The organism is Plantactinospora sp. ZYX-F-223 (assembly GCF_039649625.1).
Taxonomy (GTDB): Bacteria; Actinomycetota; Actinomycetes; order Mycobacteriales; family Micromonosporaceae; genus Plantactinospora.
The window spans coordinates 38,837-53,952 of the sequence record NZ_JBDJAV010000014.1; the positions used below are offsets into that span (position 1 = coordinate 38,837).

8 protein-coding genes are annotated in these 15,116 nt (G+C 73.6%); 4 read left to right on the forward strand and 4 right to left on the reverse strand.

Annotation, left to right across the window (positions count from 1 at the left end; translation table 11 throughout):
* Positions 1-42: 42 nt before the first annotated feature.
* Both AAH979_RS15980 and AAH979_RS15985 read right to left on the reverse strand, forming a co-directional pair.
* Positions 43-2,310, reverse strand: a complete 2,268-nt coding sequence (locus AAH979_RS15980; RefSeq protein WP_346258888.1) for a S8 family serine peptidase — start codon at positions 2,308-2,310, stop codon at positions 43-45.
* 172 nt (positions 2,311-2,482) lie between these two features.
* Entirely contained in the window at positions 2,483-5,161 is a 2,679-nt protein-coding gene (locus AAH979_RS15985) for a glucosidase (protein ID WP_346258889.1), read from the reverse strand.
* Between the two features lie 127 nt (positions 5,162-5,288).
* Between AAH979_RS15985 and AAH979_RS15990 the strand changes: the two genes are divergently transcribed.
* From AAH979_RS15990 to AAH979_RS16005, 4 genes are all read left to right on the forward strand, one after another.
* Positions 5,289-7,223 carry an amylo-alpha-1,6-glucosidase gene (locus AAH979_RS15990; RefSeq protein ID WP_346259007.1) on the forward strand — a complete coding sequence of 645 codons (1,935 nt, stop codon included), beginning with the start codon at positions 5,289-5,291 and terminating at the stop codon, positions 7,221-7,223.
* Positions 7,224-7,387: 164 nt separating this feature from the next.
* Positions 7,388-8,704: a glycosyltransferase family 4 protein gene (locus tag AAH979_RS15995; protein WP_346258890.1), complete on the forward strand. Its 1,317-nt coding sequence runs from the start codon at positions 7,388-7,390 to the stop codon at positions 8,702-8,704.
* Positions 8,705-8,881: 177 nt separating this feature from the next.
* The gene (locus tag AAH979_RS16000; protein WP_346258891.1) at positions 8,882-10,819 is read left to right on the forward strand and encodes a protein kinase; all 1,938 of its coding nucleotides are present in this window, start codon (positions 8,882-8,884) and stop codon (positions 10,817-10,819) included.
* Between the two features lie 286 nt (positions 10,820-11,105).
* On the forward strand, positions 11,106-11,915 hold the full coding sequence (locus AAH979_RS16005; RefSeq protein WP_346258892.1) for a metal-dependent hydrolase: 810 nt from the start codon (positions 11,106-11,108) through the stop codon (positions 11,913-11,915).
* Positions 11,916-12,262: 347 nt separating this feature from the next.
* Here AAH979_RS16005 and AAH979_RS16010 read toward each other — a convergent pair whose 3' ends face one another.
* Positions 12,263-12,862: an NTP transferase domain-containing protein gene (locus AAH979_RS16010; RefSeq protein ID WP_346258893.1), complete on the reverse strand. Its 600-nt coding sequence runs from the start codon at positions 12,860-12,862 to the stop codon at positions 12,263-12,265.
* 119 nt (positions 12,863-12,981) lie between these two features.
* Positions 12,982-14,724 carry a bifunctional 3'-5' exonuclease/DNA polymerase gene (locus AAH979_RS16015; RefSeq protein ID WP_346258894.1) on the reverse strand — a complete coding sequence of 581 codons (1,743 nt, stop codon included), beginning with the start codon at positions 14,722-14,724 and terminating at the stop codon, positions 12,982-12,984.
* Positions 14,725-15,116: the final 392 nt, after the last annotated feature.

Below are 15,116 nucleotides of genomic sequence, written 5' to 3' on the forward strand. Positions count from 1 at the left end.
CCTGCCCCGGTGTGCCGGGCACGCCGGGGCAGCTTCGTCCAGTCAGATCGTCAGTGACCAACCGTCCAGGCGACCGCCGTACGGGGCCGCCGCGTCCTGGACCCGCAGCCGCCAGCTGCCGTTGCGGGCCTCCGACGAGAGGTTCACCAGGTAGACCTCGTTGATCGGTGATCCACCGGCCACCCGGTTGCGCACCAGGTAGGAGCTACCGTCCGGGGCGACCAGCCGCAGCACGAGGTCGGCGACCCGGCCGTGCGAGATCCGCACGGCGATCGCGCTGGTCGTCGAGGCATTGCCCGAGCAGCCGGCGAGGGTGATCGGGCTCTGCACCGTACCGAGGTCCGGAATGGCCACCCCGGTGGCGGTGCTGCCGGCACAGGCCGTCGGTGTGCCGGCGGTCAGGTTCAGCGTCCAGGTGTCGAGCTGGCCGACGTCCAGAGGTGCCGCGTCCTGCACCCGCAGCCGCCACCGGCCGTTCGCCGTCTCGCTGGACAGGTTGACCCGGAAGGTCTGGTCTATGTTGTCCTCACCGCCGCCCGTCCGGTTCTGCAGCACGTACGCGCTGCCGTCCGGCGCCACCAGGCTGACCACCAGGTCGGCGCGGAATGTGTGCAGGATCCGCACCCGCACGGTGCTCGACGCCGACGCCCGGCCGGGGCAACCGGAGATGGTCACCCCGCTCTCCACCGTCGACAGGTCCGGGATCCCGACGTCGGTGTTGTTGGTGCCGGTGCAGCCGCCGGGGTTCGTGACGGTCAGCGTGTACCGGGCGATCCGGGTGGCGTACGGGCCGGTGCCGGTGACCGTCACCGGGTAGCTTCCGGGCAGTGCCGCCGAGCCGACCCGGATCGTCAGCACCGACGACCGGCCGGCGACGACGGAGGCCGGGCTGAACGTGGCAGTGGTACCCCTCGGCAGTCCGGCGGCGGTCAGCGCGACCGTCTGGGCCGACCCGGCGGTGACCCGGGTGCTCACCGTCGCGGTGACCGCGCCGCCCGGTCCGGCCGAGCCGCTGCCCGGGGTGACCGCGAGGGCGAAGTCGTGGGTGGGCGGCGGCACGTCGGCGACGTAGAGCAGGACGTTCGGCGAGCCGGGGCCGGGATTGGTGACCAGTCCGGGGGTGCCGCTGCCGACCAGCAGGTCCCGCACCTGCTGCGGGGTGTACGACGGATTCTGCGCCAGCACGAGCGCGGCGGCCCCGGCCACGTGTGGTGAGGCCATCGAGGTGCCGTCCGCCGCCCCGCTGGAGGTGTCGGTGGCGATGGTGGACGAGACGATCGCCACCCCGGGAGCGAAGATGTCGACGCAGGTGCCGTAGTTGGAGAAGCTGGCCCGGGCGTCGGTACGGCCGGGGCCGCCCTGGAAGCCGCCGGTGGCCGCCACGGTGATCGCGGCGGGGACGCTCGCCGGTGAGCCGCCGCAGGCGTCCACGTTCTCGTTGCCGGCCGCCACGGCGTAGCTGACGCCGTCGGCGATCGAGTTCGCCACCGCCGTGTTGGCGGCGCTGTTCGCCGGCCCGCCGAGGCTCATGTTCGCCACCGCGCGCTCGCCGGGGTCGTGGTCGCCGGTGACCCAGTCGACGCCGGCGATCACCTGTGCGTAGGTGCCGCTGCCGGAGCAGTCCAGCACCCGTACCGCGACCAGGGTCACGCCCTTGGCGACCCCGTACTCGGCGCCGCCGACGGTGCCGGCGACGTGGGTGCCGTGCCCCTGGCAGTCGCTGGCGGGTCCGCCGTCGATCGCGTCGAAGCCGGAGACCGCCCGGCCGCCGAAGGTCTGGTGGGTGAGCCGGATCCCGGTGTCGATGACGTAGGCCCGGATCCCGCTGCCGGTGCTCGGATAGGTGTAGCTGTTGTCCAGCGCCAGCGGGCGCCGGTCGATCCGGTCGAGACCCCAGGAGGGGGTCGGGGTCTGCGTACCGGTGAGCCGGACCCGGTGGTTCTGTTCGACGTACGCCACCGACGGGTCGGTGGCGAGCCGGCGGGCGGCCTCGGCGGAGCCGGTGAACTCGAAGCCGCGCAGCGCGTGCCGGTAGGTGCGGGCCACCTTTCCGCCGGCCCGGGTGGCGAGTACGCCGGCCCGGTCGGTCACCGAGTCGGCGCTGACGGACGCCTCGTCCAGGACCACCAGATAGCTTCCGGTGACCGCGGTGGCGCCACCTGAATGCCGGATCGTGCCGCCGGCCGGTGCGGCGGCTGCCGGTGCCACCGCCGCCGTGCCGAGCAGCCCGGCGGTCACCGCGACGGCCAGTCCGGCGGCGAGTCTGCCCGTCCCCCGCTGACCTGATGTGCTGGCAATTCTCATCGCCATTCTTCTCCCCTCCTGCCGATGGCCCAGGGCTCGCGCGACGGTGCCGCGACGCCGCCCCGGAAAACGGCTAACGGGACACTACGAGGGGTATTTGAATCCTGGCGGACAGTAACTGACAGCAGGTCAGTCGGCATCTGGACCGGGCGCGGCCGTTACCTTTCGACGGCGGGAACTATCGGCGGAGGGTCAGGATCAGGTCGGCGACCAGCGCCGTCCAGCCGGCCTGGTGCCAGGCGCCCAGCCCGGCCCCGTTGTCGCCGTGGAAATACTCCGGAAAGGCGATCAGGTCCTTCCAGTCCGGATGGGTCTGGAAGAGTTCGGCGACGCCGTAGATCGGGCGGCGCCCCCAGGCGTCCGGCACGAAGAGCGCGATCAGCCGGGCGGAGAGGTCGTCGGCGATCTCGGTCAGCGTGTGCTTGTTCCCGGACCGGGTCGGGTACTCGACCAGCAGGTCGTCGCCGAAGAACGCCGCGTGGTCCCGGAGCGCGGAGATCAGCATGAAGTTGGTCGGCATCCAGATCGGGCCACGCCAGTTGGAGTTGCCGCCGAAGAGCCCGGAGGTCGACTCGGCCGGCTCGTAGCCGACGGTGAACTCCTGCCCACCCAACTCCACCGCGAACGGCTGCTCCAGATGCCGGCGGGAGAGCGTACGCAGCCCGTACGGGGAGAGGAACTCCTCCTCGTCCAGCATCCGGGCGAGCAGCCGGACCACCTGGTCCGGGCCGACCATGGAGAGCAGCCGCTGCTGCCGCCCGTCACCGCCGAGCCGGCGACCGCCGATCACCCGGGCGTACTCCGGCTTGTTGGCCAGGAACCAGCGCAGCCGGGCGGTCAACTCGGGCAGCCGGTTCAGCGTGACGGTGGTCAGCCGGGTGATCGCGGCCAGCGGCAGCAGCCCGACCACCGAACGCACCTTGAGCGGGGTACTGGTGCCGTCCGGCAGCCGCAGCACGTCGTAGAAGAAGCAGTCCTCCTCGTCCCAGAGTCCCTGCTCGTAGGCGGCCGCCGCGATGTACGCGAAGTGCTCGAAGAACTTCGTCGCGATGTCCGAGTACGTCGGGTCGTGCACCGCCAGGATCAGCGCCATGTCGAGCAGGTTCAGCGCGTACATGGCCATCCAGCCGGTGCCGTCGGACTGCTCCAGCACCCCGGCCACCGGCAGCGCGGCCGACCGGTCGAACGGACCGACGTTGTCCAGCCCGAGGAAGCCGCCCTCGAAGACGTTGTTGCCGCCGACGTCCTTGCGGTTGACCCACCAGGTGAAGTTGAGCAGCAGCTTGTGCATCATCCGGGCCAGGAAGTCGAAGTCCCGGCCACCGTCGATCTCGAAGACCTTCAGCGCCGCCCAGGCGTGCACCGGCGGGTTCACGTCACCGAACGCCCACTCGTACGCCGGGATCTGCCCGTTCGGGTGCAGGTACCACTCGCGGAGCAGCAACAGCAGTTGCGCCTTGGCGAAGCCGGGATCGACCCGGGCGATGGTGACGCAGTGGAACGCCAGGTCCCAGGCGGCGTACCAGGGATACTCCCAGGGGTCCGGCATCGAGATGACGTCGAAGCTGTTCATGTGCCGCCAGGAGCTGTTCCGGCCGTACCGGTGCCCGTCCGGCGGCGGCGCGGCGGCCGGGTCGCCGGTCAGCCACTGCTGCACGTCGAAGTGGTAGAACTGCTTGCCCCACATCAGCCCGGCGATCGCCTGCCGGGCCACCAGCACCTCCTGCGGGGAGGCGCCCTCCGGGATCAGCCGGGCGAAGAACTCGTCCGCCTCGGCGCGCCGGGCCGCCATCACCGCGTCGTGCTCCGCCCCGAGGTCGAGCGGGGGCGCGGGCTCGCTGGCCGGCGGCGGGGCGGTCCGGGTGAGCCGCAGCTTGATCATCGCCTCGCCCCGGGCCGGTACGTCCAGCACGTAGTGCAGCGCCCCCTTGGTGCCCACACCGGCCGGATTGACCGTGTCGGCGCCGTTCACCACGTGGTCGTTGATGCCGTCCTTCGGGTACGCGCTGCGTCCGGGCAGTCCCCACAGCCGCTCGGTGTTGGTCTCGTTGTCGCAGAGCAGCGCGGCCGGCTCACCGTCGCCTTCCAGCACGAGCTGGCCGAGCACCCAGTGCTCGCCGACCAGCCGGCCCGGGGTGCCGTGCAGCCTCGGCACCTGGTCGCGGCCGGGCAGCCCCCAGGACCAGGTGTTCCGGAACCAGAGGGTGGGCAGCACGTGCAGGGTGGCCGGCTCGTCGCCCCGGTTCGCCACGGTGACCGAGATGCACATGTCGGTCGGCGACGCCTTGGCGTAGTCGACGGTCACCGCCCAGTACCGGTCGTCGTCGAAGATGCCGGTGTCGACCAGCTCGTACTCCGGCTCGTCCCGGCCGCGCGCGGCGTTGACCGCGACCAGTTCGTCGTAGGGGAAGGCCGCCTGCGGATAGTGGTAGCGCCAGCGCATGAAGGAGTGCGTGGGCGTGGAGTCCAGGTACCACCAGTAGTCCTTGACGTCCTCGCCGTGGTTGCCGCCGTCGCCGCCGAGCCCGAACATCCGCTCCTTGAGGATCGGGTCCGCGCCGTTCCACAGCGCCAGGCCGAAGCAGAAGGTCTGCCACTCGTCGCAGATCCCGGCCATCCCGTCCTCGTTCCACCGGTAGGTCCGGGACCGGGCGTGGTCGTGCGGGAAGTAGTCCCAGGCGGTGCCGTGCTCGCTGTAGTCCTCCCGGACCGTGCCCCAGGCCCGCTCGGCCAGGTACGGTCCCCAGGCCCGCCACGGCTCCTCGCCGGCGTCGGCCTCGGCCAGCCGGGCACGCTCCGGATCCAGTCCGGCACGCTCCGCGTCCCGCCCGTCGCCCATTCGACTCCCGCCCGTCATCCGACCGATCCGCTACGGTCATCCTTCCGATCATTGTGATCGGTCCCGGCTCACCCGGCCAACGATCGCGGTGACCGTCACCACCGCCCGTGTGCGCCGGGTCACCGGAGCGGGCATCATGGGCGCCATGCTGCCGATCGAGTTCGGGCCGCGGGTCTGCGGTCACCTGGAGGCCGGCGTCGACCTGGAGTGGCTGGTCCCGGACGGCCTCGGCGGATACGCGATGGGCACGGTGGGCGGGCTGCGTACCCGGCGCTACCACGGACTGCTGATGGTGGCCGGACAGACCCCGGCGGACCGCCGGCTCGGGCTGGTCAGCCTGGACCCGGAGCTGATCCTGCCGTCCGGCGCGGTGGTCCGGCTCGGCACGCACGAGTGGCGCTCCGGCGACGTCGACCCGCGCGGCTTCGCGCTGCTGGAACGCTTCGACCTGGTCGACGGGCTGCCACGGTGGCGGTGGCGGATCGGCGACCTGGTGCTGGAGCGCGAGCTGGCGATGGCGCACGGCCGGTCCTGCCTGGCGGTCCGGCACCGGCTGGTCGCCGGCGGCCCGGCCCGGCTCGGCCTGGCCGCGGCGGTGACCTGGCGGGACGGCCACGGCGAGCGGCGGGCGGACGGGCCGGCACCGAAGGTGGAGCCGGCGGCCGGCGGAGCGGTGGTCGAGGACGCGTTCCGGCTGGCCGGGCCGGAGTGGGTGGCCGAGGGGCAGTGGTGGCACGGGGTGTATCACCGGGAAGAGGCGGCCCGGGGGCTCACCCCGGACGAGGACCTCTGGTACGCGGGCCGGTTCACCGGCGCGCTCGACCGCCCCGGAGACAGCGTCTCGGTGCTCGCCTGGGCCGGCGACCTGACCGAACAGCCGCCGCCGGCCGACGAGCTGATCGAGGCGGCCCGCCGGCGCAACCGCCGGGTGGTGGCGGCCGGCAGACCGGCGGACGCGGTGGCGGCGACGCTGACCCTGGCCGCCGACGCGTTCGTGGTCGGCACCGGCACCGGGCCGGACGTGGTGGCCGGCTATCCGTGGTTCGGCGCCTGGTCCCGGGACACCATGATCGGGTACGAGGGGCTGTTCCTCGGCACCGGCCGCGCGGACGAGGGCCGGGAACTGCTCCGGGCGTACGCGGGGACGCTCTCGGAGGGGATGCTGGCGAACACCGCCGACACCGGGCGGGTGGAGTACAACACGGTGGACGGGACGCTGTGGTTCCTGCACGCGGTGGCCCGGCACGTGGCGGTCGCCGGGGACACCGACCTCGCCGCCGAGCTGCTGCCGGCGCTGCGCGCGGTGGTCGACAACCATTTGCGGGGCACCCGGTACGGCATCGTGGCCGACCCGGCCGACGGGCTGCTCACCCAGGGCTGCCCCGGGGAGGCGTTGACCTGGATGGACGCCCGGGTGGACGGCGAACCGGTGACCCAGCGGGCGGGCAAGCCGGTCGAGGTGAACGCGCTCTGGGTCAACGGGCTGGCGGCGCTCGTCGAGCTGGCCGGGCGGCTCGGCCAGGACGCCGGTGCCGCCCCGGCCGCGCACCAGAGGGCCCGGGCGGCGTTCCGGCGCCGCTTCCCGGCCCCGAGCGGCTGGCTCTACGACCTGGTCGACGCCCCGCCGCCGGCCTATCCACGCGGCGCCGACGGCCGGCACGACGACGACCTGCTCCGGCCGAACCAGCTCCTCGCCTGGTCGCTGCCGTACGCGCCGCTCGACCCCGATCCGGCGGTGCTGCGCCGGATCGGCGCGGCCCTGCTTACCCCGCTCGGCCCGCGCAGTCTCGCCCCGGAGAGCCCCGGCTACGTGCAGCGGCACCGGGGCGGCCCCGCCGAGCGGGACGCCGGTTACCACCAGGGCACCGTCTGGCCCTGGCTGATCGGCCCGTACGCGGACGCCTGCCGCCGGGCCGGGCTCGATGTCGACGAACTGTTCGCCGGGCTGGCGGCGCACCTGCCCGAGTACGGGCTCGGCTCGGTGAGCGAGACCGCCGACGCGGTACCGCCGCACGGTGCCACCGGAGCGCCCTTCCAGGCCTGGTCGGTGGCGGAACTTCTACGGGTACGGCGGAACTGACCGAGCGGCGGAACTGACCGAGCGGCGTTACATGCCCGCAACGGCCACGTCTTCGCCGGTTTTCCCGCCACGGGCACTATGGGCACCGACCCAATGACGCGTAGGCACCCGTAACAGGTGTCTCTACGCGCCTGCCTGGGAATCAACTAAAAGGGGGCTGGGCCATGTCACCGAACGCCGAGGTCATCAACTTCCCCGCGGCCCGCCCGCTGAAGGTGCTCATCCTCTCCTGGGAGTACCCGCCGGTGCTGGTCGGCGGGCTCGGCCGGCACGTGCACGCGCTGGCCACCGCGCTGGCCGCCGCCGGGCACCAGGTCACGGTGGTCACCCGGCACGGCGAGGGCGCCCCGGTGGAGGCGTACGTCGATCGCGTGCACGTGCTGCGCGCCCCCGAGGACCCGGTCGGGTTCCCGCTGGCCACCCCGAGCCTGCTGGCCTGGACGATGGCCTTCAACCACACGCTGACCCGGACCGCGCTGCGGGCCGCCCGGACCGGCGACTACGACGTGATCCACGCCCACGACTGGCTGGTCGCGCACACCGCGATCACCCTCGCCGACCACCTGGACATCCCGCTGGTCACCACGATCCACGCCACCGAGGCGGGCCGGCACCAGGGCTGGCTGCCGGACGAGATGAACCGCACCATCCACTCGGTCGAGCACTGGCTCAGCCACGAGTCGCACCGGGTGATCACCTGCTCCGGCTACATGCGCGACCAGGTGAACGCCCTGTTCGGGCTCCCGGCCGGGCACGTCGAGGTGGTGCCGAACGGGGTCGACGATCGGGCCTGGTCGGCCCAGCCCCGGGCGGTCGCCGCCGCCCGCAAGCGGTACGCGGGGGCCGGGCCGCTGATCGGGTTCGCCGGCCGGCTGGTCTACGAGAAGGGCGTACAGCACCTGGTGCACGCCGTACCGAGGCTGCGGGAGCGGCACCCGGAACTGCGGGTGGTGATCGCCGGAGACGGGCCGTACCGGCAGGAGTTGCAGGACCAGGCCCACCGGCTCGGGCTGGACCGCACCGTACGGTTCGCCGGCTTCATGACCGAGCGGCAGTTGCCGGCGGTGCTGGCCGCCACCGACGCCACGGTGGTGCCGAGCCTCTACGAGCCGTTCGGGATGGTCGCCCTGGAGGCGGCCGCCGCCGGGGCGCCGCTGGCAGTCGCCGCCACCGGTGGGCTGGCCGAGATCGTCGAGCCGGGGGTCACCGGGGTGACCTTCCCGCACAGCGACCCGGAGGCGCTGGCCGGTGCGGTCGACTCGCTCCTCGGCGACGAGGTCTTCGCCCGCCGGGTGGCCCGCCGGGCCCGGACCATGGTCGCCGAACGGTACGGCTGGACGAGCATCGCCGCCCGCACCGCCGCCGTGTACGCCAGCGCGGCGAATGCCGGCCCGGCGCCGCGGACCCGGGCCGGGAGCGGGGCGGCGCGGATCGTCGTACCCGAGGGGAACCTGCTGGCCCTCCACGGCGCCGCCTGCTGACCCGCGCCGACACCGCCGGAGCCGCCGTCGGACGGGCCCGGCGGGTCGGGTGTTCGGCGATTCCGTGAATTCTTTTCGGATCAAGGTTGCCAGCAGTGCCGGCGCCGCCGGAATTGATGCGGGAGGCGACGCCGGCTCGCTATCGTGTACCGCGGGTAGCAGAGAGGGACACCGCCGGTGCACCAGGGACGGATCGCCGATCGTTACCTGCTGCTGCACACCATCGGCACCGGCGGGATGGGGCGGGTCTGGCTGGCCCACGACGAGACGCTGCACCGCCCGGTCGCGGTCAAGCAGGTGGTGCCGCCGGGCTGGATGACCCCGGACGAACGCGACGAGTTGCGCTACCGGACGCTGCGCGAGGCGCGCACCGCCGCCCGGCTCAACCACCCCAACGTGGTCCGGGTCTACGACGTGGTGCACGACGACGACTCCCCGTGGATCGTGATGGAGTACGTCCCGTCCCGCTCGGTCCAGCAGGTACTGGAGACGGACGGGCCGCTGTCGCCGGTGCGTACCGCCGAGGTCGGATTGGCGGTGCTGGCCGCGCTGCGCGCCGCGCACGCCTCCGGAGTACTGCACCGGGACGTCAAGCCGCACAACGTGCTGATCGCCGACGACGACGGCCGGGTGGTGCTCACCGACTTCGGACTGGCCACCGTGGACGGCGGGGACGGCGCGCTGACCCGGGACGGCGTGGTGCTCGGCTCGCCGCAGTACGTCTCGCCGGAGCGGGCCGCGGACGGCTCGTCCACCGTCGAGTCCGACCTCTGGTCCCTGGGCGCCACCCTGTACGCCGCGGTGGAGGGTCGGTCGCCGTACCGCCGTCCGACCACAATGGCCACCCTGACCGCGCTGGCGGTGGCGCCGCCGGATCCGACCCGACTGGCCGGTCCGCTCCGCCCCGTGCTGGCCGGGCTGCTCCGCCGCGACCCCCGGCAGCGGCTGACCGCCGACGAGGTCGAACGGCTGCTGCGCCGGATCACCGATCCGCCGCCCCGGTCCGGCCGGCATCCGTTCGCCCTGGCCCGCAGCCTCGCCCGGCGGCCACCGACCCCGCCGACCGCCGACCGGCCGGTTCCGGAGGAGGCCCCGGCCGACCCGCCGGTCGAGCGGCCGCAGCCGAGCCGTCGACGGCCGCCGAACCAGCGCCCGCAGCCCGACGAGCGACCGCAGCCGAACCAACGGGCTGCCGGGGACCAGTCGCCGCGACCGACCCACCGGGGCCGGCCGGACCAGTACGCCGCACCGGACCGCTCGATCAATCCGGCCGGTCCGGCCGGCGCGGGGGTTCCGGGCCGGGCCGGTGTGCCGGGGCGGGCCGGGGCGCGGCCGGAGCGGCAGCCGCACCCGGTATCGGGTGCGCGGCGCGGCCCGGAGCGGCAGCTGGACCACGACCGGCCGGAACCGCCGGGCCGGAACCGGCGTCGGCGGCGTCCCGGCGGGCGGGTCTGGCGGATCGCGGCCACCGCGCTGGCCCTGACCCTGCTGGCCGGGCTCGGCACCGAGTTGACGCTGCGGGCCAAGCGGGCCGGCGAGAGCCCGCCCGACACACCGGGTAGCCAGCCGATGGCCGAGGTGGTCGGCGCGTTCCCGTGCGCGCCGCCGCCGGAGCGGACCGTACCGGTGACTGCCGCGCCGCGCCCGCCGGAGGAACGCTTCGGACTCGTCGACAACTGGACCTGGTACACCGACGCGTCCGGGTTCCGGATCGCCGTGCCGATCGGCTGGCAGCGCTACACCGACGGCGGAGTGGTCTGCTTCCGGGAGCCGGTGGCCGGCACCGGGCGGATGCTCAGCATCGATCCGAGCACCCCGCCGACCCGGGACGGCGAGCGGTACTGGCTCGCGGAGGAGCGGCGGCTGACCGGCGCGGGCCTGCTGGCCGGGTACGAGCAGGTGGACATCGGGCCGCTGGACATCCGGGCCGGTGGGGCGATCTGGGAGTGCCGGTGGACCAACAAGCGCGGCGACCGGGTACACATCGCCCGGATGCTGATCAACACCTCGCCCGGCCGGGCGTACACCGTCTCCTGGCTGACCCGGGAGTTCGACTGGGGCGTGAACCAGAGCTACCTGCGGATGGTCCAGACCAGCTTCCGGCCGGTCGACTGAGCGGAGCCGTACCCGGGCCGGGCGACACGCCGGAGTCCACTTGCCGACACGGTTTCCCGGTGCCGCCGCGCCGCCCCGAGTGCCGCGGCACGTACCGGCGCACACCCCGGCTGACCTGGCCGGCGATCCGTTCCGGAGACGCGTTCGCGCACACCGGAACGATGCGGTGGATCCGACCGTGACGTCGGCGACACCACTGTGGATCAAACGGTGATTGCCTCGCGATCCCCGGTTTGACACAGTGTCGCCAGCCGTGAGGGATGTACCCGGGGGAGGATGCACGACGATGATGGGGCCATCCCATGCGCTGTCCGGTGCCGCGGTCTGGTTGGCCGGGTCCTGGGGGCTGGACTACTTCGCCGGCTACGAGCAGTCGCCGCTGGCGATCGCGGTCGGCACGGCGGTCTGCGCCGGCGGGGCGCTCTTCCCCGACCTCGACATGTCCGGCAAGGTCACCCGCAACCAGGGTGGTGCGACCGTCGCCCGTACGTTCGGCGTGGTGTCGCTCTTCTTCGCCGAGGTGATGGAGAAGATCTCCCTCGGCGTCTACCACGCCACCAAACTGAGCAAGGATCCGCACCGGAACAACGGCCACCGCACGTTGACCCACACGCTGCCGTTCACCTTCCTGGTCGGCTGGGGCACCACCGCGCTCTGCACCGCGTACGGCAAGTGGGCAGTGATCGGCATCCTCTTCTTCATGATCGGTCTGGCGCTGCGCGGGCTCTTCGACGAGTGGGCGAAGCGGGCCGGCTGGGTGATCGTGACGATCGTGTCGCTGGCGGCGGCGTACTTCACCTTCCTGCACCTGCCCGGCGACCGGGGCTATCCGATGCTGGGGCTGGCGGTCGGGGTCGGCTGCTTCGTGCACATCATGGGCGACATCATCACCAGCAACGGGGTGCCGATCCTCTGGCCGGTGCCGATCAAGCGGCGGATGTGGATGATGATCGGCATCCCGAACAAGATCGCCGTCAAGGTGGGCGGCAAGGTGGAGACGATCGTGCTGCGCGGTGCCTTCACGGTGATCTCGATCCTCTCCACACTCGGCCTGGTCGCACCCTCCGTACTCCGGCGGTTCAACATCGAGGTCTGAGCCGCCCGCGCCCGGTCCGGACTCCGGCGGTCCCGGATTACGGGTCAGAGTGCCGGGGCGAGTCCCACCAGGCGGGCGCTCTCGTCCCGGAGCCGGTCGCAGCGCGCGGCGCCGGTGGTGTGCGGTGCGGCGGCGCACCGGCCTCGATAGCGCACCGGAGGCGGCCGGCGACGGCCGCCTGAGCGGGTCGACCGGTGCGGATCGACCGGCTCGGGAGGTGGCCGGGCCACCGGTGCGTTCACGCCGACGGCCGCACGGATCCAGACTGCCCTGGACTCAGCCAGTGCCCTGAGCTCAGACGGGCGCCCTGGACTCACGGCGGCCTGGACTCAGCCGGCGGCCTGAACTCAGACGGCGACCCGCTGGGCCGGGACCGGGACGGTCAGCCCCCAGGCCGCGAGCAGTTCCGGGGTGTTCGCCCGGCTGCCGTCCGCCACCGTGTCACAGGCGATGTCGACGATCTCGTCCTTGTGGGCCATGAGGTACGGCCGGGCGCCGACGTCGGCGTTGGCCAGCGCCGCGATGCCGGGCCAGTGCCGGCGGCCGAAGAGCATGGGATAGCCGCGCAACCCCTCGTAGGTGGCGCAGACCAGGGCCTCCGGATAGGGCAGCGCCGCCACCCGGCGTACCGCCGCCTCGGTCAACCCCGGCATGTCCACCGGGACCACCACCACCGCCTCGACCCGCCGGTCCGGTACGGCCTCCAGCCCGAGCCGGATCGACGAGCCGATCCCGGTGCCCCAGGAGCGGTTCACCACCACGGTCGCCCCGGAGAGGTCGGCGGTGGCGCGTACCTGTTCGGCCGCGGCCCCGAGGACCACGACCAGCGGCCCGCAGCCGGCCGCACGCATCGTGTCGAGTACCTGGTTCACCAGGGGTCGCTCTCCCTGGTGCAGCAACGCCTCCGGGCCGCCGATCCGGCGTCCCCCGCCCGCGGCGATGATCATTCCTGCGATCCGACTCAGCGCCATCACCTTCCGCCGGTCGCGCGACCCCCGCCGCGCGCACAACGGTCCCAACGAGCGGGCGCCGCCCAGGTATCGGCACTAATCGGACTAATTCGCAACTATGCCGCATTTGCGTAACAGTCCACCACCGAGACGTCCAGCGGGAACCGCACCGGGGTCTCGCCGAACAGCAGCCGCCCGGCCTGCGCCGCCGCCTCGTGCACCAGCGCGGTCACCTGGTCGGCCTGCTCCGCCGGACAGTGCACCAGCACCTCGTCGTGCTGGAAGAAGACCAGCTCGGGACGGCCCGCCCCGGCCTCGGCGCCGAGCCCGGTCAACCCGTTGCGCAGCCCGGCGAGCAGGGTCAGCGCCCACTCCGCCGCCGTCGCCTGGATGACGAAGTTGCGGGTGAACCGGCCCCGGGCCCGCGCGGCGGCCCGGGCCCGCGGCCCGAACGGGTCGACCGCGGCCGACTCCACCACCGGCCCCTCGCCCTCCTCCGACTCCCGCACCGAGACCGAGGCGGGTGGACAGGTACGCCCCAGCCAGGACCGGACCAGCCCGCCACCCTCGCCGGTCCGGGCCGCCGCCTCGACGTACTCGAAGGCGGTCGGATAGCTGCGGCGCAGCACCGCCAGCGCGGGGATCGCCTCGCCACCGGTCTGGCCGTACATCGCGCCGAGCAGGGCCAGCTTGGCCCGGGCCCGGTCACCTCCGAAGCTCTCCCGGGCCAGCGCGGTGTAGAGGTCACCCGCGCCACCGGCGGCGGCGAGCCGGGCGTCCCCGGAGACCGCCGCCAGCACCCGGGGCTCCAACTGGCCGGCGTCGGCGACCACGAACCGCCAGCCCGGATCCGCCAGCACCGCCCGCCGGACCACCTTCGGGATCTGCAACGCGCCGCCACCCCGGGTCGCCCACCGCCCGGACACCACTCCGGCCGGCACGTACTCCGGACGGAACCGGCCGTCCCGGACCCAGGCGTCCCGCCAGGTCCAGCCGTGCGCCGTCCAGATCCGGTAGAGCTCCTTGTATTCGAGCAGCAGCGGAACCGCCGGATGGTCGATCCCGCGCAGCACCCAGGCCCGGGTGCTGGGCAGGTCGTGGCCGGCCCGGGCGAAGGCCCGGAGCAGCTCGGCGGGCGACTCGGCGTGCAGGTGGCGTACCCCGAAGGCGGCCGCGATCCGCGCGGAGAGCTCCGCCAGCCGGCGCGGCGGCCCGCCCACCGGCGACGGCTCGCCGAGCAGGTCGACCAGGAGCGCGTCGTGCACGTCGGCCCGCCACGGCAGTCCCGCCGCGCCCATCTCGACGGCGATCAGCGCACCCGCCGACTCGGCCGCGACCAGCAGCCGGAACCGCCCGGGATGCGGCGTCGCCGCGATCCGGGCCTGCTGGTCGGCGTAGACCCGGAGCAGCGCGTCGAGGCCGAGTGGCGGCGGCCCGGGCGCCACGTCGAAGAGCGCGGCCTGGCCGTCGCCGGGCGGTGCGGCGGCCCGGGGCGGCGGATCGGCCGGCACCGGCGCACCGGTCAGCCGGGCGAACGCGGCGGCCAGGCCGCGCGGCTCGCCCCAGCGCCCGTCCTGGCCGAGCAGCAGTGCCTCGGTCAACTCGACGTCGTGGCAGCGCTCCACCCGGACGCCCCGGCGCAGCAGCCCTGGATAGATCGCGGCGGTGGAGGCCCAGACCCAGCGCGGCGGGTCGAGCCGCTCCCGGGCGGTGATCGCCGCGCCGAGGTCGGGGACCCGTTCGGCAGGGCCGGCGGGCCGGCCGTCCGGATGCAGCGGCGCGAGCCGGCCCCCGTCGCCCTCCTCGTCCCGCACCACCGCCACCAGCACGCCGACGATTCTGCCCGCCCCGACCGACATCCCCGGCGGCCCGGGTGAGCTCGGGCCGGGCCGCCGCTACCCGGCGGGCCGCAGCCAGCGACGGACGGCATGCCGGGATAGCGGCGATGGCACCCCATAGACTGAACCTTTTTCAACCTGGACCGCGCGGCGCTCACGCACCGCGTCCGACCTTGCGGTCCGCCGGACCGCAAGGGGAGGTTGAAAAAGGTTCACTTGTTATGCCTGATTGCCCAGAAAGCGCATCGCCGAATTGTCCGGGTGCAGCCGGAACTCCGCCGATCATGGGCCGGTCAGCGGCATCCCGGCGGCACGAGGACGCCGCGCGGCACGCTCCGGCGAGCCACCGACGTGGCACGACTCCAGCGGTCAACCCGAGCGGCGCGCTGGCCGGACTGACCCGAAACCTGCCG